Genomic DNA, 24,658 nt, shown 5'->3' on the forward strand with positions numbered 1-24,658 from the left:
AATCGGCTATACTCATCAAAATTCGAGCAGCGCGACTCGAAAGAGAGAAGAGCTATAATTGCCAAACGGCAAAACGATTAAAAAAATTTCGCATCACCCTTGGTATATAACCGTTATATCAACACTGGGCAAAGACACCGGTTAGTTGTCTTAAACATCTAAAAATAAACAATCAAAATTATGGAATTAAATTAAACCTATGCCATTTACTCTTGGTCAACGCTGGATCAGCGACACAGAAAGCGAACTTGGATTAGGCGCCGTCGTGGCTATTGATGCCCGTATGGTGACGTTGCTTTTCCCTGCCACTGGGGAAAACCGACTGTACTCACGTAGTGATGCCCCAATTACCCGAGTGATGTTCAACGAAGGTGATACCATCACCAGTCACGAAGGTTGGCAGCTACAAGTTGAAAGTATTCAAGAAGATAAAGGGTTATTGACCTACACAGGAACGCGCTTAGACACCCAAGAAGCGGATGTCAGCCTGAGAGAAGTGTTCCTTGATAGCAAGCTAACGTTTAATAAGCCACAAGATAGACTGTTCGCGGGTCAGATCGATCGTATGGATCGTTTTGCTCTGCGTTTTCGTGCACGTAAATTCCAAAGCGAACAAGTTAAACACCAATCTACAGGTCTGCGTGGTATCCGCGCGAGTTTGATCCCGCATCAGTTGCATATTGCTAACGAAGTTGGTAAGCGCCACAACCCGCGAGTTTTACTGGCGGATGAAGTGGGCTTAGGGAAAACCATCGAAGCGGGTATGATAATCCATCAACAATTGATGGCAGGTCGTGCTGAGCGAGTATTGGTCATTGTCCCAGATAGCTTACAGCATCAATGGCTGGTGGAAATGCTGCGCCGTTTTAACCTGCGTTTCTCCCTGTTTGATGATAGCCGCTACAGCGAAGCCCAACACGACAGCGATAACCCATTTGAAACTGAGCAATTAGTCCTATGTTCTCTGGATTTTGTACGTCGTAATAAACAGCGTTTTGACCAACTCGTCGAAGCTGGCTGGGATATGATGGTGGTCGATGAAGCTCACCATCTGCAATGGAGCGAAACCGCCCCAAGCCGTGAATATCAAGTGATTGAAACCTTAGCTGAGCACGTTCCTTCCGTTTTACTGCTAACGGCAACACCGGAGCAATTAGGTCAAGAGAGCCACTTTGCGCGTTTGCGCCTCCTCGACCCTAGCCGCTTCCATGACTACCAAGAGTTTTTAGCCGAGCAAGAAAATTATCGCCCTGTCGCCGACGCGGTTTCACTGCTACTTTCTGGTGATAAACTAACGAATGATCAGCAAAACCTGCTCAGTGAACTTATCAAAGAACAAGATATTGAGCCGTTATTAAAAGCCGCGAATCTTGAAGGCGATGACAGCCAAGCCGCTCGCCAAGAACTGATCCATATGTTGATGGACAGGCACGGTACTAGCCGCCTGTTATTCAGAAACACCCGTAATGGCGTGAAAGGCTTCCCACGTCGTGAATTGCATTCTTTAAAAATGCCACTGCCAACTCAATACCAAACGGCAATCAAAGTCGCTGGCATTATGGGCACCAAAAAGGATGTAGAAACTCGCGCGAAAGAGATGCTGTATCCGGAACAAATCTACCAAGAGTTTGAAGGCGAAAACGCCACTTGGTGGAACTTCGACCCACGAGTTGAATGGTTGATGGGCTTCTTAACCGCAAATCGCCACGAAAAAGTACTGGTTATTTGTGCCAAAGCCGCCACTGCATTGCAACTTGAGCAAGTTCTGCGTGAACGTGAAGGGATCCGCGCGGCGGTATTCCACGAAGGTTTATCCCTGTTAGAACGAGACCGCGCTGCGGCATACTTTGCTTCACAAGAAGAAGGTGCACAGGTCTTGCTGTGTTCTGAAATTGGTTCAGAAGGCCGTAACTTCCAATTTGCTAACCAATTAGTGATGTTTGACTTACCATTCAACCCTGACCTGCTTGAGCAGCGTATTGGGCGTTTGGATCGTATTGGTCAAAACCGCGATATCGTGATCAACGTGCCTTACTTGGAAAATACCGCGCAATCCGTGCTGATCCGTTGGTTCCACGAAGGGTTAGACGCTTTCGAACATACTTGCCCTACTGGTCGTACTATTTACGATAAATATTACCAACAACTGCTGCAATTTATGGCTGAGCCAACTATCACTGACGGGTTTGATGAATTTATTAAAATCTGTCGTGAAGAGCACGATGCACTTAAAGCTCAGTTAGAGCAAGGTCGTGACCGTTTGCTGGAAATGCACTCAAATGGCGGTGAAGCGGGTAATAAATTAGCCGAAGAGATTGGTGAAGGCGATAACGAAACCGAGCTGGTTAACTTTGCGTTGAACTTGTTTGATATCGTTGGGATCAACCAAGAAGATAAGAGCGATAACTTAATTATCCTTACGCCATCTGACCATATGTTAGTGCCTGATTTCCCAGGATTACCGCAAGATGGCTGCACGATCACCTTTGACCGTGAACAAGCGCTTTCCCGCGAAGATACACAGTTTATTAGCTGGGAACATCCGATTATTCGCAACGGTTTGGATTTAGTGTTATCCAGCGATACAGGTAGCTGCGCAGTTTCTGTGTTGAAAAACAAAGCGTTGCCAGTGGGTACCTTATTGACTGAACTGATTTATGTGGTTGAAGCGCAAGCACCGAAACAACTGCAAATCAGCCGTTTCCTACCAGCAACACCAGTTCGCTTATTGATTGATTTAAAAGGTAATAATCTCTCTTCTCAAGTGGAATTTGAGAGTTTTAACCGCCAATTAAATGCCATCAACCGCCATATGGCGAGCAAACTGGTCAATGCGGTACAAAACGAGGTGCACTCTGTATTACGCCTCTCTGAGCCGATGGTCGAGAAAGAAGCAAAATCCATTATTGAGAATGCCAAAGAAGCGGCTGATAAAGCCCTGACTCTGGAGCTGTCTCGCTTGGAAGCGCTAAAAGCGGTTAACCCAAATATTCGTGATGAAGAGCTCGAAATTATCGAGGAAGAGCGTCGCCAATTGATGACCAATATCGACCAAGCTTCATGGCGCCTCGACGCTATCCGCTTAGTGGTTGTCACGCATCAGTAGGGAATGTTGTTTTTGTTTGCTTGGCTTGCACTCAACATTTCCCTAAATAATTCGAGTTACAGGTAGGCGGCAAACGAAGATATCCCTAGGAGCATACACAAGTATGTGACTAGGGTGGCTGAGAGCAGCCAACACCCCTGTAGCGCGAAGTATGACGGGAAATCAGTAAGCGGCAAACGCCAGCTATCCCTAGAAGCATACACAAGTATGTGACTAGGGTAGCTAAGAGCAGCCAACAACGCTACAGCGTGAAGAATGAAAGATAAACAAAGTAGATATTTATAGTTTGGCTTTATATCTCTACATTATTAGCCAAAATTATTCGCGTTGTAGCTAGGCGGCAAACGCCAGCTATCCCTAGGAGCATACACAAGTATGTGACTAGGGTAGCTAAGAGCAGCCAACAACGCTACAGCGTGAAGAATGAAGGATAAAGAAACATGTTACCCTACAACCCGCCAACAGACCCATGGCTACATATACTCTATCAAGACGAGCATATTATTGTAGTCAATAAACCTAGCGGCTTACTCTCTGTGCCGGGGAAAGCCCCTGAGCACCATGACAGTATCATGAGTCGTATTCAGCGGGATTACCCTGCGGCTGAGTCCGTTCACCGTTTAGATATGGCAACCAGTGGTGTTATGGTGGTGGCGCTGCATAAAGCGGCTGAGCGTGAACTCAAGCGGCAGTTTAGAGAACGTGAGCCGAAAAAACATTATGTTGCTCGCGTGTGGGGTCGTTTGGAAAAGCCGGAAGGTTTGGTGGATTTACCACTGATTTGTGACTGGCCGAATCGCCCTAAGCAGAAAGTCTGTTTTGAAACGGGGAAATCGGCACAAACCGAATACCAAGTTTTAGAATATGAAGAACAGGCAACGCGAGTCAAACTTTCACCAATTACGGGACGTTCTCATCAGTTACGTGTGCATATGCTCGCGTTAGGGCACCCTATTCTTGGTGACAGATTTTATGCCCATGAAGAAGCATTAGCATTGGCACCACGTTTGCAGTTACATGCTCAGGAACTGTATATCACCCATCCTGAGTATGGCACGCCAATGCATTTTACTTGCCCGCCCGATTTTTAATCTTATTGAAGCGCTTAGGCTATTTAAGCGCTTTAATTATTTAACAGCTTAAGTTATTTAAAAACTGAAGTTATTTAAAACCCTTCTCTTTTTTAACAAGATCATACGCCGCCTGAATTGACTGCGCTTTTTGCTTCGCAATTTCCATCATTTCTGGCGGTAACCCTTTCGCCACCAGCTTATCAGGGTGATGCTCACTCATTAGCTTACGGTACGCTCGCTTAATTTTAGTTGGGTCATCATCGACGGCAACCCCAAGTACTTTGCAGGCATCTTCCAGCGTTGGCCCATTATTTTGTTGATAATAGCCCCCGGACTGCTGCTGAGAATAGCCATGACCAAACTGGCGACCACTTTGGATCATATCTAAGAATTGCTCAAACTGAATTTTGGAGATGCCCAGCTCTTCGGCGATGATAAATAGTACTTTTCTTTCGTTAGGATGTAAGGTTCCATCCGCGAAAGCCGCTTGCAATTGAATTTCCAGAAACATCTGAACAAGGTCAAAACGACCATAACAAGCCATACGTAATTGTTTAAGAACATCACGCAGTGGAAAGTCTGGGGATTTCCCCTCTCTAAAGGCTTGTTGAGCGGCTTTGCGAGTTTCTCCATGCAGTTGCATTCTGTCCATCAGGTTCGATGCTAACTGGATATCAGTCTCGGTAACACGCCCTTTTGACTTGGTTAAATGCCCTAATATTTGAAAGGTACTCGCGAAGAAAATAATTTGTCTGTCGCGCTTATTGAAGGCGCCAGCGAACTTACGTTGAGCCGAAGCCTTATCAAAACCGTGCCCAATCAGTAAGCCGGCTAATGCTCCCCAAAACCCTAAACCGGAGACAATAGCCAGTATTACCCCAATAATTTTACCCCAATAGTGCATATATCCCTCAATTCTTCAATGCTCAGAATGCAATTTTGCATTATCATACTATCCATTCTGCTTTTGTGCATAACGATAAAGAGCCTAACAAGTTGCTAACCACGTTTATGCCAGTTTTGATATTATACTGGCGAAAACAGGTTGGCTAAGATAGTCTTTGAGCGTTTGCCGACTGTGCCCATTTGACGGACTCCCTATTTAATGATGAAGAAAAGTTATCCCACAATAATCGCCACCATGGTATGGGCGGCTATTTATAGCCAGCAAGCACATGCTGATCTTGCAGCACAATGTATGCTTGGGGTGCCTGTTTATGACAAACCTATTATCTCTGGCGATCCAAATAGCTTACCAATTGAGATTCAAGCTGACGACGTCGTAGGGGAATACCCTAATTTTGTCGAATATACTGGTAACGTTGATATTCAGCAGGGCAACCAGACTCTCACAGCAGATAACGTTAAACTGACACAAACCCAAAAAGAGGGTGAAGAACCAGTTCGTGAAGTGACGGCGACGGGGAATGTTCATTACGATGACCCTCAAATTATCCTGAAAGGCCCTTCCGCGTGGTCAAACTTAGATAATAAAAATACTGACGTTGATGACGGTAACTACATGATGGTAGGTCGTCAAGGTCGCGGTGACGCGAAAAAAATGAAAATGCGCGGCCAAAACCGCTATTCCATCATGGAAAACGGGACTTTCACCAGTTGCTTACCGGGCAGTAATACATGGAGCGTTGCAGGCTCTGAAGTGATTATTGACCGTGAAGAAGAAGTCGCAGAAATTTGGCATGCTCGTTTCCGTATCGCAGATGTACCTGTGTTCTATAGCCCATATATGCAGTTGCCGATTGGTAGCAAACGCCGTTCTGGTTTCTTAATCCCAATGGGAAGCTATTCAAGCAATGACGGGTTAGAGTTTACGCTACCGTATTATTGGAACATCGCGCCAAATTACGATGCGACGATTACGCCACAATTTATGACCCACCGAGGCGTTAAATTAAACAACGAATTCCGTTATTTAATCACCCCTGGTACGGGCACTATGGCATTTGACTTTATTAACCACGATCGTGCTTATATTAAAGATAAAGAAAATGGTAAGCGTGATGCTCGTGACAGCGATGACCGTTGGTTATTCTACTGGCGTCATTCAGGTACCTTTGCTCAGCACTGGAACTTTGGTGCCGACTACACCAAGGTAAGTGACCGCCAATATTTTACTGACTTTAGCTCTCAGTACGGTAGTACCACTGATGGTTATGCTACCCAGAAATTTAACGTCGGCTATTCTGATACCAATTGGAACATGAAAGTATCTCACAAACAGTTCCAAATCTTTGTTGATGACCCGAACCGTCGTGCTTATAAAGCTGAACCACAAATCGATTTTAACTATTACCAAAATAACATTGGTATGTTGGATTTCCATACCTACGCACAAGCCGCCCGTTTTACCAGCGTTGGCGAGAATAACCCAGATGCGACCCGTTTGCATATTGAGCCAGAAGTCAGCATGCCGCTGTCTAACGGTTGGGCGCAAATGAACAATAGCATCAAGCTGATGGCGACGCATTACGACCAAGATATTCCTGATGTAAAACAAAATAGTGGCTTAGATAAAAATGTCACCCGCGTGCTACCAATGTTTAAGAGCGATGCGAAAGTGGTATTTGAGCGCGACTTATTCCAAGGCAGTGATTTTGTTCAAACATTAGAGCCGCGAGTTCAGTATTTATATATTCCATATAAAGATCAGGACAATATCAATAACTACGACTCATCATTATTACAATCTGATTATACTGGTCTATTCCGCGACCGTATTTACAGTGGGTTAGACCGTATCGCTTCGGCGAACCAGTTCACAACCGGTTTAACCACCCGTATTTATGATGATAATTTAGCTGAGCGCTTCAATTTCTCCGTCGGACAAATTTACTATTTTGAGCGCCCACGTGCGGGTAACTCAAACCTGAAAATCGATGATAAGAGTGATACAGGCTCATTAATGTGGGCAACCGATGCCATGTGGCACATTGATGAAAACTGGGGTGTTCGCGGTGGATTACAATATGACCGTCGCCTAGGTAGTGTCACCATGGGGAATGCGGTTACTGAATATCGCTTTGATGCGGATAGACTGATTCAACTGAATTACCGTTTTGTTGACCGTGACTATATTCAAGCAACATTCCGCCGCGAAGATACTGCTGGTGGTTATACCTACACATTACCAGAGTACCAACAAGGTATTTCACAAGTAGGTACCGTAGTAAGTTGGCCATTAAGTGATAACTGGGGCTTTGTCGGCTCGTATTATTACGATACCAAACAGCAACAATCCGCCAGCCAGCTTGTCGGATTACAGTACAATGCCTGCTGTTGGGCGGTGAATTTAGGGTATGAACGTAAGATTGTGGGTTGGCAAAAAGAGAAGTTCAACAGCGAATATGACAATAAATGGTCTATCAACGTGGAACTTAGAGGCCTAAATAACAATCATAGTTTAGGTAGTCAGGAGATGTTGAAACAGGGTATTATTCCTTATCAACGTGCTTTCTGATAACAAACAACATAACGATCACGATTAGCCCGCATATGCGGAATAAAAGTCAATTTTATAGGACCATTATGAAGAATTGGAGAACGCTTATTCTGGGACTGATGTTCGCAAGCTCTGCAAGTTTAGCTGCGCCACAGCAAATGGATAAAGTGGCTGCGGTTGTCAACAACGGAGTTGTACTTGAAAGCGACGTCCAGAATATGATCAATACAGTGAAGTTGAATGCACGTAATGCAAATCAACAAGTTCCTGATGATCAAACCCTGCGCCAGCAAATCATCGACCGTTTGGTTATGGATAACATCATGTTGCAGATGGCTAACCAAATGCAGATTAATATCCCTGAAGAAGCCGTGAATGCGACTATCGCGGATATTGCTAGCCAAAACAATTTAACCTTACCGCAGATGGAAAAACGCCTGACTGCGGATGGCATCAATATGGGTAAATATCGCAGCGAAATCCGTAAGGAAATGCTGTTAGCGGAAGTGCGTAACAACGAAGTTCGCCGCCGTATCACCATTTTGCCTCAAGAAGTTGATGCATTAGCTGAGCAAATGGATTCGCAAATGAGCGCTCAAAAAGGCGTAAATTTAAGCCATATTCTGATCCCACTTCCAGAGAACCCAACGCCAGAACAGCTATCAAAAGCAGAATCGTTAGTTGATAAAATCTTAACTGACCTGAAAAAAGGCTCTGATTTCGGTAAATTAGCAATTGCTTACTCTGCTGACCCTCAAGCACTGAAAGGTGGAAACATGGGTTGGTCACGTCTACAAGAGCTGCCAGTGGTCTTTTCTGACCAACTGAAAAACTCGAAGAAAGGCGATATCGTTGGTCCAATTCGTTCTGGTGTAGGCTTCCATATTTTACGTGTCAATGACGTTACTGGTGATACTCACCAGCCAATTTCCGTCACCGAAGTGAAAGCGCGTCATATCTTACTGAAATCATCACCAATTATGGATGATACAACAGCAAGACAAAAACTGACTCAACTTGCTCAAGAGATCCGTAACGGCCGAATTTCATTTGAAGAAGCCGCTAAAGAGAACTCCGAAGATCCAGGTAGCGCATTAAAAGGTGGGGAATTAGGCTGGAATATGCCTGATGTTTACGACCCAGCATTCCGTGATGCTCTGATGAAACTGAAAAAAGGTGAAATCAGCCAACCTGTGCCTTCAAGTTTCGGCTGGCACTTAATTCAGTTAGAAGATACTCGCAGTGTCGATAAAACTGATGCCGCGAAGAAAGATCAAGCGTACCGTTTACTGTTCAATCGTAAGTTTAACGAAGAAGCGCAGACTTGGATGCAAGAACAACGCGCTGCCGCTTATGTGAATATCGTTGATGGTCACCAAAGCCAATCTAATGATGAACAAGCAAAATAAGCCAATCGTCATCACCCCCGGCGAACCTGCCGGGGTAGGTCCAGATCTTCTGATCCAACTTGCTCAGCAGGCATGGCCTGTCGAGCTTGTGGCTTGCGCAGATCCAGACCTGCTGCTTCAACGCGCTAAAACACTCAATTTACCGCTAACATTACGTGAATATGATGCAAACCAGCCACAGACGTCTGTGGCTGGACAATTATCGATTGTTCCCGTTTCACTAAGTGCATCGGTAGAAGCAGGAAAACTCGATGTCCGTAATGGTGAATATGTTACCGAAACGTTAGCACGCGCTTGTGATGGCTGTTTGAATGGTGAATTTTCTGCCATCGTAACGGGGCCTGTTCACAAAGGCATTATTAATGACGCAGGTATTCCATTTAGTGGACATACCGAATTTTTCGCAGATAGAAGCCACTGCGACCGCGTTGTGATGATGCTCGCAACACAAGAATTGCGTGTCGCTTTAGCGACTACCCACCTGCCGCTAAAAGATGTCTCTGAGGCAATTACCCAACAAAGCTTGCATGAAGTGATCACCATTTTGCATCATGACCTGCAAACCAAGTTTGGTATTGAAAACCCGCACATTTATGTTTGTGGGCTTAACCCTCATGCCGGAGAAGGCGGACATATGGGAATGGAAGAGATTGAAACCATCATTCCAGCCCTAGAAACCTTGCGTAAACAAGGCATTACCTTAATCGGTCCTTTACCCGCAGACACGCTTTTCCAACCTAAGTATTTAACCGATGCAGACGCAGTATTAGCGATGTATCACGATCAGGGGCTACCTGTGTTAAAATACCAAGGTTTCGGCAGAGCGGTAAATATTACCCTTGGTCTGCCATTTATCCGTACTTCCGTCGATCACGGCACAGCGCTTGAATTAGCAGGTACGGGTCAAGCCGATGCGGGCAGTTTCATCACCGCATTGAAATTAGCTATCCAAATGACACAAAAGAATTCATGAATAATCGAGTCCATCAGGGGCACCTTGCCCGCAAACGTTTCGGGCAGAACTTTTTAACTGACCAATTTATTATCGACAGTATTGTAGATGCAATGCACCCACAACCAGGACAAGCCATTGTAGAAATTGGTCCGGGTCTTGGTGCATTAACTGAACCTGTTGGTAGCCGCATGGATAAAATGACGGTTGTCGAACTTGACCGCGACCTTGCCGCTCGTCTGCATGTCCATCCACAACTGAAAGACAAACTGACCATCATCCAGCAAGATGCGATGACTGTCGATTTTGGTGAGCTGGCAAAACAAGCTGGACAGCCAATACGCGTATTTGGTAATTTGCCTTATAACATCTCAACACCGTTGATGTTCCACCTGTTTACATTCACCAACCAAATTTCTGACATGAATTTCATGTTGCAAAAAGAGGTCGTTAATCGGTTAGTGGCAGGTCCTGGAAGCAAAGCTTTCGGTCGTTTAAGCGTAATGGCGCAATATTACTGCAATGTTGTTCCTGTGCTTGAAGTTCCCCCTACTGCCTTTGCGCCACCACCAAAAGTGGACTCTGCGGTAGTAAGATTGATCCCTCACAAGGAAAATCCATACCCAGTGAAGGATATTAAAGTATTGAGCCGTATTACGACTCAAGCATTTAACCAACGTCGTAAAACTATCCGCAATAGTCTTGGGGATCTATTCAGCGTTGAGCAGTTAACCGAACTGGGTATCGACCCGGGAACGCGCGCTGAAAATATCTCTGTTGAGCACTATTGTAAGATGGCAAACTATCTGTGTAATTTATCGGAATAGAGAATCTGAGGAGGCACTATGTTGAATGATCCCAATGTGAGCATCCAAGTTCAAAGTGTCTACATAGAAAGCCAATCCCAGCCCGACATTGCCCGTTTTGTCTTTGCATATACTATTTGTATCCGCAATTTAGGGCGAATTCCTATACAGCTAATGAGCCGTTACTGGCTCATTACCAATAGTGATGGCCGTAAAACTGAAGTGCAAGGTGAAGGCGTGGTGGGTGAACAGCCCGTGATCCTACCAGGCAAAGAATATCGCTATACCAGTGGTGCTATCTTAGAAACACCAATGGGTACGATGGAAGGCTATTACGTTATGCTGAGCGATCAAGGAAATCACTTTCATGTTGATATTCCTGCATTTCGTCTCGCTATCCCAACACTGATTAATTAATTATGTCCACATATATTGTAGGTGATATACACGGTTGTTATCGTGAGCTGCGGGAACTTCTCGATAGCGTGAATTTCGATCCACAGCAAGATACATTGTGGCTAACGGGTGACCTTGTTGCTCGTGGACCCGATTCATTGAAAGTCTTACGCTATGTGAAAAGTTTAGGCTCATCAGCACGCTTAGTGTTAGGCAACCATGACCTACATTTGATTGGGATCTACTGCAAAATCAGTCGCAATAAGCCTAAAGACCATCTTGATGAGCTACTCAATGCGCCCGATATCGATGAGCTAATCAATTGGTTACGTCGTCAGCCTCTTTTGCAAGTCGATGAAGAGCAAAAAATGGTCATGGCCCACGCCGGTATTACGCCGCAGTGGGATCTAGAAACTGCAAAAATGTGCGCTCGCGAAGTGGAAGCTGTGCTTTCTAGCGATGCATACCCACTGTTTATTGACTCTATGTATGGCGACATGCCAAACAATTGGTCTGAAAGTTTGATGGGGCTGGCGCGTTTACGCTACAGTACTAATGCCCTCACCCGACTGCGTTATTGTTTTCCAAATGGGCAACTGGATATGATCTGCAAAGAGAGCCCAGCTAAAGCCCCTGCACCACTGAAACCATGGTTTTCTCTGCCAAGTCAATTCCCTGAAGATTACGCCATTTTCTTTGGTCATTGGGCATCACTGGAAGGCAAATTTACACCAGAACATGTGTATGCGATGGATACGGGTTGCTGCTGGGGAGGGGATTTAACACTACTTCACTGGGAAACTAAAACATTCCATAGACAGAAATCTCACCAGAAACATCGTAAAGAGTGAGCGTTTTCTCTAGACACCCGTGATAGATAGCAAAATGGCACCTAACAGTGCCATTTTTATTGACTAGACCAATGACGGTTAAACGCGACGGGTCAGAACTTCAATGCAGAAACCGTGGCTATTCGCTTCGTCTGCTTCATGATATTCAGTGAAAATAGAGTCCCATTCATCAGGCTCATAAGCTGGGAAATGTGTATCCCCAATCACTTCGGCATCCACGTGGGTCAAATAGAGTTTATTCGCGATTGGTAGGAATTGTTGGTAAACCTTTCCACCACCAATTACCATAATCTCATCAGCACCTTCAACTGCCTTCGCGGCTTCTAATGCTTCTTCGACTGATTTAACCCAGATAACGCCAGTTTCTGTGCCTGCTTGGCTGCTTAGAACAATGTTGACACGCTGTGGTAAAGGACGACCTAAAGATTCATAAGTCACGCGCCCCATAATCACAGGTTTATTCAATGTTTGACGCTTAAACCACGCTAAATCACCTGGTAAATTCCAAGGCATCGCATTTTCCATGCCGATAACCTGATCGAACGCCATTGCTGCGATTAAGCTAATATTCATCTAACCACCTTAGAAACGAAATATAAAAATTGTGCACACTATACGGAAACAGACATACTTCGTCGACTAAATTTAATCTTCCTTAAATACCACTCAATCCCTTATACTCAAACGACTCAAGTCAATACACTAAACGATGTTAACAACGCTTTTAGTCCCTTATTACTCAGTTTAGTTCAACCTAAAATAAAGAGATTATATTATGTATCAGACCAGTATCATGGTCGCGACGATTGCCGCTCTTGGCATGATCTCACCGGGTCCAGATTTCTTTTTGATTATCAAGAATGCAACACGTTACCAACGTTCCGCAGCCATGATGACCGCCTTCGGTATTATCGTTGCTATCGCCCTCCATATGTCTTACTGCGTGGCAGGACTCGCCGTGTTGATCACCACAACCCCATGGTTATTTAATATTCTCAAGTATGCAGGGGCTGCTTATTTAATCTGGATTGGCTTGAAAAGCCTAATGCCGCAAAAGGCTAAGAGTATTGATTTAATGAACAATCAACATGAACATGTCACGTTCAAACAAGCGTTCATGCAAGGTTTCTTATGTAACGTCTTAAATCCTAAGGCAACTTTATTCTTCTTAGCGATTTTTACTCAAGTGCTTAATGTGGATTCAACATTTTCCGAAAAACTCTGGTTCGCCTTTATTATTTGGGGTCTTGCGGTGATTTACTGGCCAATTTTAGTGTGCTTAATTCAAAGTGCGCCCGTTAGAAAAGGGCTCGCGAAAGTACAAAAATATGTGGATAAAATCCTTGGCGTAGTGCTAGTGGCATTCGGTATACGCGTAGCGTTAAGCTAGTCTTTAAAGTAAAAAAGCCCGCTAATTGCGGGCTTTTCTCAAACTTTCAATTAGTTACTACTATCTTCAGGTGTAATAACCAACTGTCCCGCCGAGCCTAAATCTGCTTTTTCGAGGTTTTGACTATAAAACAGGAATGGGAAATGGTTGTAAGACGGTTGCAGCATCTGCACAAGTAGCTCACAACGCCCATCAATCCAAACGGTGTCTTTCCATCCAAAGTTATCTGGCTGAGCTGGCTGCCCATTACAGTTGATCACTTTGAAGCGAACACCTTCAATGTGGAAAGATTGAGGCTGTTCGCTGCTCACATTCCAACGCTCCCAACTACCTTGACGAGAAGTAATATCCACACGCCCCGTGTCCAATTTCACACCATTGATACCAACAGGGTCATTTAGCTGGATATCACGGTTCGTAATCGAGGAGGTAATTTGTGTGGTATCCAAAGCTAATTGTTTTGGGACATCATCCGTCACCAGTGACATTAATCCCGTCGCTTTGATGGTTAGCACGTTGGTAGAAATTAAGTTATTCGACGGTTCAAACAACCCTTTAACGCGATCCATCAACGAGGCCGACTCCCCTGCTGTAATGGTCAGTTCAGCAGTTTTCGCCATATCAATCAGAACTTCACGACGTTCTCCCGGCGCAAGTGAAAGTTCTTGAACGCTGGCAGGCACCGTGAGCAATCCTTGGTCTGACGCTATCATCACGAAAGGACGCCCATCACTGATTTTCATCACATAGCGTCTGGAGTTAGAAGCGTTTAGTAATCTTAAACGAACCCAACCGCGAGAAACTTCGATATAGGGATCTTGTACTCCGTTAACCACTAATGTATCCCCGAGGAATCCATTCTCATCCGTGTGATATTCAGGTACACCAAAGTTATCTAAACGTTTGTCTTGAATAATAATCGGGAAATCATCTACGCCGTAATGTTTTGGCAAACGTAACTCTTTTGTGGAATCATCATCAATGATCCACATTCCCAGTAAACCATTGTAGATTTGCTCCCCCATCTTGCCTTGGGTATTCGCGTGATACCAAAGCGTTGCCGCATTTTGGCGAATAGGGATCACGGGTGACCAATCTGCGTTTGGCGAAATTTGTCTCGCTGCACCGCCAATTTGTGTGCCGGGGATCTGCAACCCGCTAATCGTCATTGAAACGGCATCAGGTAATCTATTGCTATAGATTAGTTTGAGATCATCTCCATTTTTTACGCGAATAGTGGGTCCTGGGTAAAAACCATTAATCCCTAAAACTTCTGCAGAATATTTACCATCAAAAGACCAATGGATTTTTTGTAATGTTAAAAAGAGTGGCTGTCCCGAACGGGATTCTAGTAAGGGTGGAACAGGGAGTGCGGTCGTTCCTTCTGCACTCGCATAAGTTGATACCTGTAATAAGCACACAGCCAACCCGCTAATCAGCAATGATCGGCAACGACTGAATAACATAGATTCTCCGCTAAATAAAAAACCAGCAAATTATTTTAATAAATCATTATAAATTAGTGATTTATACGAGTATTTTTAGGTATATGCTGGTGATACCACTATTGGGAATTCAATAATTTATCTTGCGACAAATTTGCGAGCCATCATATCGCGAAAGGACACGGAATTCTAAAAATATATGTATCAATAATTGAAATATAATAATATTTGAACGGTAATAATTATGGATGGGATTAAATAATCCGCGGGAATAGCGTAGTAAATGCCTCACCGTGAAAATGTCATAGCCAAAATAACACAGTGGGAAGTTTTGAATGAACTTCCCACTGTCGATACCAATTAACTTAGTAAAATCATTGAACTTAGTAAAATTATTGAGATTAACGTTTATTCAACTCTTCAACTTCTTTATCTAACTCTTTGATTTTATTTTCCATCAAGTCATGACAATATTCCGCCAGCTCACGAACCTGATCTTTAGAGTATTTCGAGGTATCAATCGGCTCTAACATCTCAATGATCACATGACCATTATTCCAACGGTTCAAGCTGATTTTGTTCTGTGTGGTAGATACACACACAGGTACAATTGGCACACCAGCAGCAATCGCAGCATGGAATGCGCCCGTTTTAAATGGCAGTAAGCCACGACCACGGCTACGTGTTCCTTCAGGAAACATCCAAACTGAAATCTTACGAGATTTAATCTGCTCGGCAACTTGGGAAATGGTGTTATGCGCTTTCGAACGGTTACCACGGTCAATTAAAATATTTCCCGTGATCCAATACAAGAAACCAAAGAATGGGATCAAAACAAGGCTCTTTTTACCCACAGTAACGGTTCTTGGCTGAACACCATTCGACATAGTGACCATGTCATAGTTATTTTGGTGGTTACCGATATAAATACTTGGACCGTAATCCTTAGCTTTTGCCGGAACGCGGTCAATCATTTTAATACCGAGCACATGAGACAAGCGCCCAAACATATGGCCAAACGTCATCACATGTCTTGGATTACGTGGGCTAAATAGGCAATAGATACTGCCGCCTATACACACAAAAATCGTAAATATGATCACAATGATAGCTCTAATTAGCGCTAGCATAATATTCCTTAGCTTATGAAAAGGGCTTTAACCAAGCCCTTGAATTATTGTTATTTTTACTCTATACCCGCAGAATCAACATCAATACGCTCAATGTTATGTAAACCACGCGGTAACGATGTTCCTTTACGTCCACGCTCTGCACGGTATTTCTGTAAGTCTTCTGATTTAAATTTCAGTTTACGCTTACCGAAATAGAGTGTGATCGAGGCTTGCGGTGGGATCACCATTAACCAAACCAGTAAGTCTTCACCACTTGCGGCTTGCGCCCCTGTGATGTTAATGATTTTATTCCCCTTCCCTTTGGATAATTGAGGGAGGTCAGACACTGGGAATAATAACATGCGACCGGCTTTCGTGATGGCTAATAACAAATCTTCTTTTTCGTTATTTAGCTCAATCGGTGCCATTACTTTTGCATTTTCAGGTAACGATATCAACGCCTTACCGGTTTTATTTTTTGTCACCAAATCATTAAAGGTACAAATAAAACCATAACCCGCATCAGATGCCATTAAGTATTTCTGCTCTTCCGGCGCCATCAGCACATGCTCAATAGTCGCACCCGGTGGAAGTGTTAATTTCCCCGTTAACGGCTCGCCTTGGCTACGTGCAGAAGGTAACTCCAGCGGGTCGACAGAATAGCTACGTCCAGTGGTATCAAGGAATACCGCCGCTTGATTAGACTTACCACGGGCGGCGCCTTTGAAACTATCTCCCGCTTTGTAGCTCAGATTACTTGGCTCGATATCATGCCCTTTCGCACTACGCACCCAACCCATGTCAGACAAGACGACAGTAATCGGCTCCGATGGCAGAATTTCATGCTCGCTAAGTGCTTTGGCTTCTTCACGCTCTTGCAGCGGCGAACGGCGCTCGTCACCATAAGCTTTAGCATCCGCCTGAATCTCTTTTTTAATCAAGGTATTCAGACGAGCTTCAGAACCTAAAATCGCTTGTAACTCATCACGCTCTTTGGCTAATTCATCCTGTTCACCACGAATTTTCATCTCTTCGAGTTTCGCTAAGTGACGCAGTTTTAATTCTAAAATCGCTTCAGCTTGGGTATCGCTAATATTAAAGCGTGACATTAAGACGGCCTTTGGCTCATCTTCATTACGAATGATTTCAATAACTTCATCGATATTCAAATAAGCGATGAGTAAGCCATCCAAAATATGCAGGCGTCTTAATACTTTTTCTAAACGGTGGTTTAAGCGATTACGTACCGTTTGACGACGATACGTAATCCACTCAGTGAGGATCTCTACCAGCCCTTTCACTGCCGGACGGTTATCTAAGCCAATCATGTTTAAGTTAACACGGTAGCTTCTTTCAAGATCTGTCGTTGCAAACAAGTGGGTCATCACTTGATCAAGATCCACGCGGTTGCTGCGCGGAACGATCACTAAGCGCGTTGGGTTTTCATGATCCGATTCATCACGTAGATCTTCCACCATTGGCAGCTTTTTCGCGCGCATCTGGTTCGCAATTTGCTCAAGGATTTTAGCGCCGGAAACCTGATGAGGTAGCGCAGTAATAACCGCATTACCATCTTCTTTTTCCCATACCGCACGCATACGCACTGAGCCACGACCGTTTTGGTAAACCTTACGGATATCTTCCGGTGACGAGATAATTTCAGCTTCCGTTGGGTAATCGGGTCCCGGAATAAACTGCATGATCTCATCAAGATTTAACTTTGGTTTTTCCAGTAGCGCCACCAGCGCACTTGCCACTTCGCGGGCATTGTGTGGTGGAATATCGGTCGCCATACCTACGGCGATCCCGGTGGTACCATTTAATAAAATATTTGGCAGACGGGCAGGCAACATTTTCGGTTCATTTAATGTACCGTCAAAGTTAGGTACCCAATCAACGGTACCGTGACCTAATTCGCTAAGTAGAACTTCTGCATATTTTGATAAACGAGATTCGGTATAACGCATCGCAGCGAAGGATTTCGGATCATCCGGAGCCCCCCAGTTTCCTTGACCATCAACCAAAGGATAACGGTAGGAGAATGGCTGCGCCATCAACACCATCGCTTCATAACAGGCGCTATCACCGTGCGGATGATATTTACCTAATACGTCACCGACGGTTCTGGCTGATTTTTTATATTTGGCCGTGTTGCTCAGCCCCAATTCGGACATGGCATACACAATTCGGCGCTGAACTGGTTTAAGTCCATCACCGATAAATGGCAACGCCCTATCCATGATGACGTACATCGAGTAGTTCAGATAGGCGTTTTCAGTAAAGGCATGAAGCGGTAAACGCTCCACACCGTCATGAGTAATTTCACTCATTCAATACGTTCCTTACTCTTATTCATCCGATTATGATCAGACATCAATTTCTGCCGTATCGCCTTTTTCTTGCAGCCAGTTACGACGATCTTCTGAGCGTTTTTTAGCCAGAAGCATGTCCATCTTCGACATGGTTTCTGTGTAATTATCATCATCGATAGTTAACTGAACGAGGCGGCGAGTATTTGGATCTAACGTCGTTTCACGCAGTTGTGGCGGGTTCATTTCGCCCAATCCTTTAAAGCGCTGGACGTTTGGTTTGCCTTTTTTACGGCTTAATCTTTCCAATACCGCATTTTTTTCACTTTCGTCTAATGCGTAGTAAGTCTCTTTGCCTAAATCGATACGATACAGTGGCGGCATTGCCATATAGACATGCCCTTCTTTGACCAATTTAGGGAAATGGCGCACAAACAAAGCGCACAGCAATGTGGCAATGTGCAGACCATCGGAGTCCGCATCCGCGAGGATACAGACTTTCCCGTATCGTAGCTGAGAAATATCTTCGCTATCAGGATCCATACCAATCGCGACAGAAATATCGTGAACTTCTTGGGAAGCTAAAACTTCGTCAGAAGAGACTTCCCATGTATTGAGGATCTTACCGCGCAGCGGCATGATGGCTTGGTATTCACGATCACGTGCTTGTTTTGCCGATCCACCTGCCGAGTCCCCTTCCACTAAGAACAGTTCCGTCATGGAGAGATCTTGAGAGCTACAATCCGCTAATTTACCTGGTAATGCTGGACCACTCGTGAGTTTCTTACGCACCACTTTTTTCGCCGCACGCAAGCGACGCTGAGCGCTAGAAATCGCCATTTCAGCCAGTTGCTCAGCGACTTGAACATTCTGGTTTAGCCATAAGCTAAAGGCATCTTTCACCACGCCAGAAACGAAAGCCGCACATTGACGAGAAGAGAGACGCTCTTTAGTTTGTCCTGCAAATTGCGGATCTTGCATTTTAACAGATAAAACATAGGCGCAGCGATCCCAAATATCATCCGCAGATAACTTCACTCCGCGCGGCAAAATATTACGGAATTCACAGAATTCACGCATCGCATCGAGTAAGCCTTGGCGTAACCCATTAACATGAGTACCGCCCTGCGCTGTTGGGATCAAGTTAACATAGCTTTCCGTCAGTAGCTCGCCACCTTCTGGCAACCATAATAGCGCCCATTGAGCGGCTTCAACTTCCGCAGAGAATTCACCCGTAAACGGCTTGGCAGGCAGTGCTTCAAAGCCATCCACTGATTCCATTAAGTAGTCGGTTAACCCATCGCTATAGCACCAGCTTTGCTCAGTTTCATTGAGCAGATCCTTAAACGTAATTTGTACGCCAGGGCATAAAACAGCTTTTGCTTTTAAGTTATGCATTAAACGTGAAACGGAGAAACGCGGGCTATCAAAATAGCTTTCATCAGGCCAGAAGTGGACACTGGTTCCGGTGTTGCGCTTGCCACAAGTACCAATGACTTGTAAATCTTCGACTTTTTCACCATTTTCAAACGCAATTTGATAAACCTGACCATCACGGCGCACTGTGACTTCAATACGTTTTGATAACGCATTGACCACGGAGATACCAACACCGTGCAAACCACCCGAAAATTGATAGTTTTTATTGGAGAATTTTCCCCCAGCATGCAGTTGCCCTAAAATCAGCTCAACCGCGGAGACTTTCATTTCTGGGTGGATATCAACAGGCATACCACGCCCATCATCAATCACTTCGAGGGATTGATCGGGGTATAAAATCACTTGGATGTGTCCGGCATGTCCAGCTAAGGCTTCATCGACACTGTTATCAATTACTTCTTGAGCCAAATGGTTCGGTCGGCTGGTGTCGGTATACATGCCAGGACGACGGCGAACAGGCTCCAAACCACTGAGAACTTCAATGTCCTCTGCGTTATAACTAGATTGAGTCATGTTGTCATTCTGCGGTAATAGATGATTAATTGAACTATACCCTAAATAATTCAAGAAGATTGGGTATATTCAATCAGTGAATTACTGTTGATAATAACAGTGTATTGGCGTTTTCGCACTATTTCTCTGCGCTATCAGCCAGAGACAAAAAGCGAATGATCTGCGGGAAATAACGTTCAAACCCAACAAATGCATGATCCCCATCCGGTTCCACCGTTTGCTTACACTCTGAAAGATAGGCAACGGCTTGACGATAATCAAGTACCTCATCCCCCATTTGCTGCAATAACCAAAGTAAGTTTGGTGAGCGTACCTTTTCGAGATGCAGAGCCTTCAATTCATACATATGTTTGGGTTCTAACACATACGTTTCATGGGTATATGGATTGGTATTTTCCCCAAGATAATCACTGAGTAAATCAAACGGACGTACCGCAGGGTTCACTAATACGGCAGGAATTTGGTAGCGCTCAGAAAAATAAATGGAAAAATATCCCCCCAATGAGGAACCTACTAAACCGATTGTTTCGTGCTGATGTTCGGCAAGGATATCATCGAGTAATTTTGTCGCTTGCTGTGGAAAATTAGGCAATTGCGGAACAATCATGTTGATCTGAGGATAATGCACTGCCAACCACTGTTTCAGATTATTCGCTTTCTCAGACAGTGGAGAACTATTAAACCCGTGAATATACAGTAACGTTGCCATTAGTAACCATCTGAATCAAAGTCAGGGCTAAATTCCTGAGTATTTAAACGATAAACTTGGGTTTCAATCACTCTTTCCCCTTGCTCATTCACCGTTAGTTCCAGATAGCGCCAGCCCGGGGCAACCGTATCTAAAGCAAAGTTGGTGCAGTGTGGCTTGAACTGTACACAGGTTGATGGCGTTGCTAACAGGCGGATACCGTGCCAGTTTTCATCCATCTCTTGGTGAATATGCCCGCATAGCATTGCTTTCACATTGGGATAGCTTTTAAGATAGTCCGCCAAAATATGTGAATTTCGTAAACTGTGCTGATCTAGCCAAGTGCAGCCAGAAGGTAATGGATGATGATGCAACATAATCAGTGTCGTGCGTGTCGGCTGCTCGTCTAAACACTGTTTCATCCATTCCAGTTGCTGCTCAGAAAGCTCACCGTGAGCAACATCTTGTAATTGGCTATCTAACATTAAAATTTGCCAGTCATCACCGATAAAGACCTGCTTCGCACTCGAAATACCCGCAATTTTTAAGGTACCTACCATCGCGGGAGGATAATCGTGATTTCCCGGTAGCCAAACGCAAGGTGCAGGAATACGCGCAATCCCAGCCGCAAAATGTTGATAAGCTTTAGGTGATTGGTCTTGAACGAGATCCCCTGTGGCGACAATTAAATCGACAGGTAAGTTTTGTTCTACAATCGCATCAAGTACCGCCTGATAGCTTCGGTAAGTATTGATCCCTAAAAGGGTGTTTTCCGTATCAGCAAAAAGATGCGTATCAGTAACTTGTAATATTCTAATAACTTTAGGGTTATTAGCAGTCACTTTAAGCTGGCTGTCCAAAGTTTTCCTTTTTCCTTAAAAATAGCGCTAAGTATTATCGCCTAAACTGTGAAGTGCGTAGGTCACTGATTTTAACCTAACTATCCATTCAATATCTGCTAATCAGCACACACTTCACTAGATTAATGGTTATTTAAATCAGTTTCACCCATTTTTCATGCAGCTTTTGGTGATTCAGTTGTAGCCATTGAATGGCAATCACGGTTGCCGCATTATCAATTTTACCCTCTTCAACCCATTGATAAGCTTGCTCTCGACTCACTACATGCACTCGAATATCTTCATTTTCCGAGGCCAAGCCATGAATACCTTTTGCCAATGAGCTATCGACCTCACCAACAAAAACATGAATCCGCTCGCTGGTGCCTCCAGGGCTTGATAAATAGCTAATCGATTTTTCTAAACGTCCAATGGTGAGACCTGCCTCTTCCGTTGATTCGCGACGAACCACCTCTTCAGGGGATTCATTCTCTTCTATCATTCCCGCTACTATCTCTAACAACCATGGCGTTTGGCTTGATTCAAAAGCAGGAAATCGAATTTGCTCGATTAACACGACATTATCGGTTTGTGGATCATAAGGCAGTATTGCTCCCGCATGCCCTCTTTCAAACACTTCGCGAACAATTTCTTTACTCCATCCGCCTTCAAATAATCGATGTTTAAATCGATATTCAACCATTTGAAAAAAACCGTTAAATAATTTACGCTTAGATATAATTTCAATATCATTTTTACTGTATTTAATCGGATTTTCGATTTTATTATTCATTGATAGTCTCCTAATCCTTTCATTTTTATACTAACAAAGATGAAAGGATTAAATCAGTTTTTAAGGTTTTTTAACCTTAGATGAGGTAATGTTTAAATAATTGAGACTAAATGGCACAAAAGGCTACCGTTTTCAGTGCCACACCTCTGTTACAATATGTGCCATTATTCAAATTTATGAGCAACAATAGGGTCTGTTTTGAGAACGGTCTCTCTTTTCAGAGTTCCAACAGCCTATCATCATCCATAACATGATAAGTTTTAGACAACAGGCTCCATATAATTTGCTGTTTAATCAAGGAATCCAAATGAAGAAACTGCTTCCCCTTTTTATTGCGATGAGTTTTGTGGGTCTCAGTGCTAATAGTTACGCAGAAGATTTACTTCAGGTTTACCAAAAATCTAAAGACAGTAACCCGGAACTCAGAAAATCATTTGCTGAACGTAATCAAGCTTTTGAGAAAATCAACGAAGCACGTAGCCCGCTATTACCGCAATTAGGTTTAGGCGCTGGAGCAACCTATGGCAGTGGTTATCGAGATGCAAGCAACACAGAAAGCACCGGTCTTAATGCATCATTAAAATTGACCCAGACTGTATTTGACATGTCAAAATGGCGCCAACTGGATCTTCAAGAAAAAACCGCAGGAATTTCTGATGTTACCTATCAGACAAGCCAACAACAGCTTATTTTAGATACCGCAACGGCTTATTTTAACGTATTGAAAGCTATTGATGCGTTATCTTACATCCAAGCCAACAAAGAAGCGGTTTACCGCCAGTTAGACCAAACAACTCAACGTTTTAACGTTGGCTTAGTCGCAATCACTGACGTGCAAAACGCCCGTGCAAATTATGATAGCGTAATTGCACAAGAAGTCGCTGGTCGCAATGATTTAGTTAACGCGGTTGAAAAACTTCGCCAAGTTAGCGGTGTTTACTATAGCCAGTTAGCCTCTTTAAATATCGACCGTTTCAAAACCGCTAATCCAGACGATGTTGAATCTATCTTAAAAGAAGCAGAGCAACGTAACCTGAGCTTACTGAGTGCCCGTTTAGCGCAAGACGTTTCTCGTGAAAACATCCGTTTAGCAGAAACTGGTCATATGCCGACCGTGGGCTTAGATGCATCCACTAGCGTTGCAAACTCTTACCAACATGGTAGTGGTTATGATCGTTCTGGCGGTGCAAGCAACAGCTACAATGGCCAAAATAGTATTGGTTTAACATTGAGCCTGCCTTTATATTCTGGCGGAGCAGTAAGTTCACAAGTTGAACAAGCACAATACGGTTTCCAAAGTGCTAGCGAACAGCTGGAAAGCGTTTACCGCAACGTAATTCAATTGGTTCGTTCATCATATAACAACGTGACATCATCAATCAGTAGCATCAACGCTTATAAACAAGTGGTTGTTTCAGCACAGAGCTCATTAGATGCAATGGAAGCTGGCTACCAAGTGGGAACTCGTACTATCGTTGACGTGTTAACAGCAACAACTGCGCTGTATCAAGCGAAGCAAAACCTGTCTAACGCCCGTTACGATTATATGATCAACCAACTGAACATCGAATTTGCACGTGGTACGTTAAACGAAGAAGATATTGCTCGTTTAAATGCCAGCTTAGGTAAAGAGATCCAAACTTCACCTGACAGCATTATTCGCAACTCGACTGCACCAAAAATTAAATAATCATTTAATTTAGTCGATGAAAATAGCTCGCTCAAATGGCGGGCTATTTTTTTAGCTCTATCATCCAAACGCTTATTTTAAAATAACGCGAATTTGTCTGTTCTCTAAATAATGAATAACTTACCGCATTATTTATTCACCTAATTTTTAAAATTCAGTCAATTCTGACTTAGGTTAATTGCAACTATAGTCAAAAAATCATCATAATTAATTTATTGATATCAAAGAAAAATAGGAATTACTCGGCATTAGATTTCACCAACAACACGTAAAAATGGAATCAATTTCGCTAAATCCATCATTTCCCATTATTTGTGCAGCATTTGTACTTTAATTTTTATCCTATATCCCCTATTCTAAGGGCAACATCTCGAACCTCTTACTTA

Annotated in this window: 19 protein-coding genes; 10 read left to right on the plus strand and 9 right to left on the minus strand. The window is 43.8% G+C overall.

Features of this window, described 5'->3' with window-relative positions:
- Nucleotides 1-199 precede the first annotated feature (199 nt).
- Entirely contained in the window at nucleotides 200-3,106 is a 2,907-nt protein-coding gene (gene rapA / locus LDO51_RS02515) for an RNA polymerase-associated protein RapA (protein WP_225576221.1), read from the plus strand.
- Between the two features lie 440 nt (nucleotides 3,107-3,546).
- Nucleotides 3,547-4,197 (plus strand): bifunctional tRNA pseudouridine(32) synthase/23S rRNA pseudouridine(746) synthase RluA, encoded by a 651-nt coding sequence (rluA, locus tag LDO51_RS02520; protein WP_225576222.1) that lies wholly within the window; start codon nucleotides 3,547-3,549, stop codon nucleotides 4,195-4,197.
- A 70-nt stretch (nucleotides 4,198-4,267) separates the two neighbouring features.
- On the opposite strand, the gene djlA is transcribed toward rluA, so the two are convergent.
- Entirely contained in the window at nucleotides 4,268-5,083 is an 816-nt protein-coding gene (gene djlA, locus LDO51_RS02525) for a co-chaperone DjlA (protein WP_154627675.1), read from the minus strand.
- Between the two features lie 204 nt (nucleotides 5,084-5,287).
- Here djlA and lptD point away from each other — a divergent pair, with 204 nt between their 5' ends.
- From lptD to apaH, 6 genes are all read left to right on the plus strand, one after another.
- A complete protein-coding gene (lptD, locus tag LDO51_RS02530; RefSeq protein ID WP_225577201.1) occupies nucleotides 5,288-7,657 on the plus strand; it encodes an LPS assembly protein LptD in 2,370 nt (789 codons plus the stop codon).
- Between the two features lie 68 nt (nucleotides 7,658-7,725).
- Nucleotides 7,726-9,048, plus strand: a complete 1,323-nt coding sequence (gene surA, locus LDO51_RS02535) for a peptidylprolyl isomerase SurA (RefSeq protein WP_225576223.1) — start codon at nucleotides 7,726-7,728, stop codon at nucleotides 9,046-9,048.
- Nucleotides 9,029-10,021 carry a 4-hydroxythreonine-4-phosphate dehydrogenase PdxA gene (pdxA, locus tag LDO51_RS02540; protein WP_225576224.1) on the plus strand — a complete coding sequence of 331 codons (993 nt, stop codon included), beginning with the start codon at nucleotides 9,029-9,031 and terminating at the stop codon, nucleotides 10,019-10,021. The genes surA and pdxA overlap by 20 nt, the downstream gene beginning before the upstream one ends.
- The gene (rsmA, locus tag LDO51_RS02545) at nucleotides 10,018-10,827 is read left to right on the plus strand and encodes a 16S rRNA (adenine(1518)-N(6)/adenine(1519)-N(6))-dimethyltransferase RsmA (protein WP_036956293.1); all 810 of its coding nucleotides are present in this window, start codon (nucleotides 10,018-10,020) and stop codon (nucleotides 10,825-10,827) included. The genes pdxA and rsmA overlap by 4 nt, the downstream gene beginning before the upstream one ends.
- 18 nt (nucleotides 10,828-10,845) lie before the next feature.
- The gene (gene apaG / locus LDO51_RS02550) at nucleotides 10,846-11,223 is read left to right on the plus strand and encodes a Co2+/Mg2+ efflux protein ApaG (protein ID WP_036956291.1); all 378 of its coding nucleotides are present in this window, start codon (nucleotides 10,846-10,848) and stop codon (nucleotides 11,221-11,223) included.
- A 2-nt stretch (nucleotides 11,224-11,225) separates the two neighbouring features.
- Nucleotides 11,226-12,053, plus strand: coding sequence for a bis(5'-nucleosyl)-tetraphosphatase (symmetrical) ApaH (gene apaH, locus LDO51_RS02555; RefSeq protein ID WP_225576225.1), 828 nt, complete (start codon nucleotides 11,226-11,228; stop codon nucleotides 12,051-12,053).
- A gap of 78 nt (nucleotides 12,054-12,131) precedes the next feature.
- Here the strand turns inward: apaH and folA are convergent, their stop codons facing one another.
- Nucleotides 12,132-12,626 carry a type 3 dihydrofolate reductase gene (gene folA / locus LDO51_RS02560; RefSeq protein ID WP_225576226.1) on the minus strand — a complete coding sequence of 165 codons (495 nt, stop codon included), beginning with the start codon at nucleotides 12,624-12,626 and terminating at the stop codon, nucleotides 12,132-12,134.
- Between the two features lie 202 nt (nucleotides 12,627-12,828).
- Between folA and LDO51_RS02565 the strand changes: the two genes are divergently transcribed.
- Nucleotides 12,829-13,443: a LysE family translocator gene (locus LDO51_RS02565; protein WP_225576227.1), complete on the plus strand. Its 615-nt coding sequence runs from the start codon at nucleotides 12,829-12,831 to the stop codon at nucleotides 13,441-13,443.
- 50 nt (nucleotides 13,444-13,493) lie between these two features.
- On the opposite strand, the gene ftsP is transcribed toward LDO51_RS02565, so the two are convergent.
- The 7 genes from ftsP to nudF all read right to left on the minus strand — a co-directional run bounded on the left by ftsP (nucleotide 13,494) and on the right by nudF (nucleotide 22,582).
- A complete protein-coding gene (gene ftsP, locus LDO51_RS02570; protein ID WP_225576228.1) occupies nucleotides 13,494-14,909 on the minus strand; it encodes a cell division protein FtsP in 1,416 nt (471 codons plus the stop codon).
- A 380-nt stretch (nucleotides 14,910-15,289) separates the two neighbouring features.
- Nucleotides 15,290-16,018, minus strand: coding sequence for a 1-acylglycerol-3-phosphate O-acyltransferase (locus LDO51_RS02575; protein ID WP_225576229.1), 729 nt, complete (start codon nucleotides 16,016-16,018; stop codon nucleotides 15,290-15,292).
- A 56-nt stretch (nucleotides 16,019-16,074) separates the two neighbouring features.
- Nucleotides 16,075-18,330, minus strand: a complete 2,256-nt coding sequence (parC, locus tag LDO51_RS02580; protein WP_225576230.1) for a DNA topoisomerase IV subunit A — start codon at nucleotides 18,328-18,330, stop codon at nucleotides 16,075-16,077.
- 36 nt (nucleotides 18,331-18,366) lie between these two features.
- Nucleotides 18,367-20,262 (minus strand): DNA topoisomerase IV subunit B, encoded by a 1,896-nt coding sequence (gene parE, locus LDO51_RS02585; protein WP_225576231.1) that lies wholly within the window; start codon nucleotides 20,260-20,262, stop codon nucleotides 18,367-18,369.
- Between the two features lie 118 nt (nucleotides 20,263-20,380).
- Nucleotides 20,381-20,971 carry an esterase YqiA gene (gene yqiA / locus LDO51_RS02590; RefSeq protein ID WP_225576232.1) on the minus strand — a complete coding sequence of 197 codons (591 nt, stop codon included), beginning with the start codon at nucleotides 20,969-20,971 and terminating at the stop codon, nucleotides 20,381-20,383.
- Nucleotides 20,971-21,810, minus strand: coding sequence for a 3',5'-cyclic-AMP phosphodiesterase (gene cpdA / locus LDO51_RS02595; RefSeq protein ID WP_225576233.1), 840 nt, complete (start codon nucleotides 21,808-21,810; stop codon nucleotides 20,971-20,973). Before cpdA ends, yqiA begins: the two co-directional genes overlap by 1 nt.
- Nucleotides 21,811-21,943: 133 nt before the next feature.
- Complete coding sequence (nudF, locus tag LDO51_RS02600; protein ID WP_225576234.1) at nucleotides 21,944-22,582, minus strand: ADP-ribose diphosphatase; 639 nt, start codon at nucleotides 22,580-22,582, stop codon at nucleotides 21,944-21,946.
- A gap of 307 nt (nucleotides 22,583-22,889) precedes the next feature.
- On the opposite strand from nudF, the gene tolC reads away from it, so the two are divergent.
- Nucleotides 22,890-24,272 (plus strand): outer membrane channel protein TolC, encoded by a 1,383-nt coding sequence (gene tolC, locus LDO51_RS02605; protein WP_225576235.1) that lies wholly within the window; start codon nucleotides 22,890-22,892, stop codon nucleotides 24,270-24,272.
- Nucleotides 24,273-24,658 lie beyond the last annotated feature (386 nt).

Source organism: Providencia alcalifaciens, assembly GCF_020271745.1.
Taxonomy (GTDB): Bacteria; Pseudomonadota; Gammaproteobacteria; order Enterobacterales; family Enterobacteriaceae; genus Providencia; species Providencia alcalifaciens_B.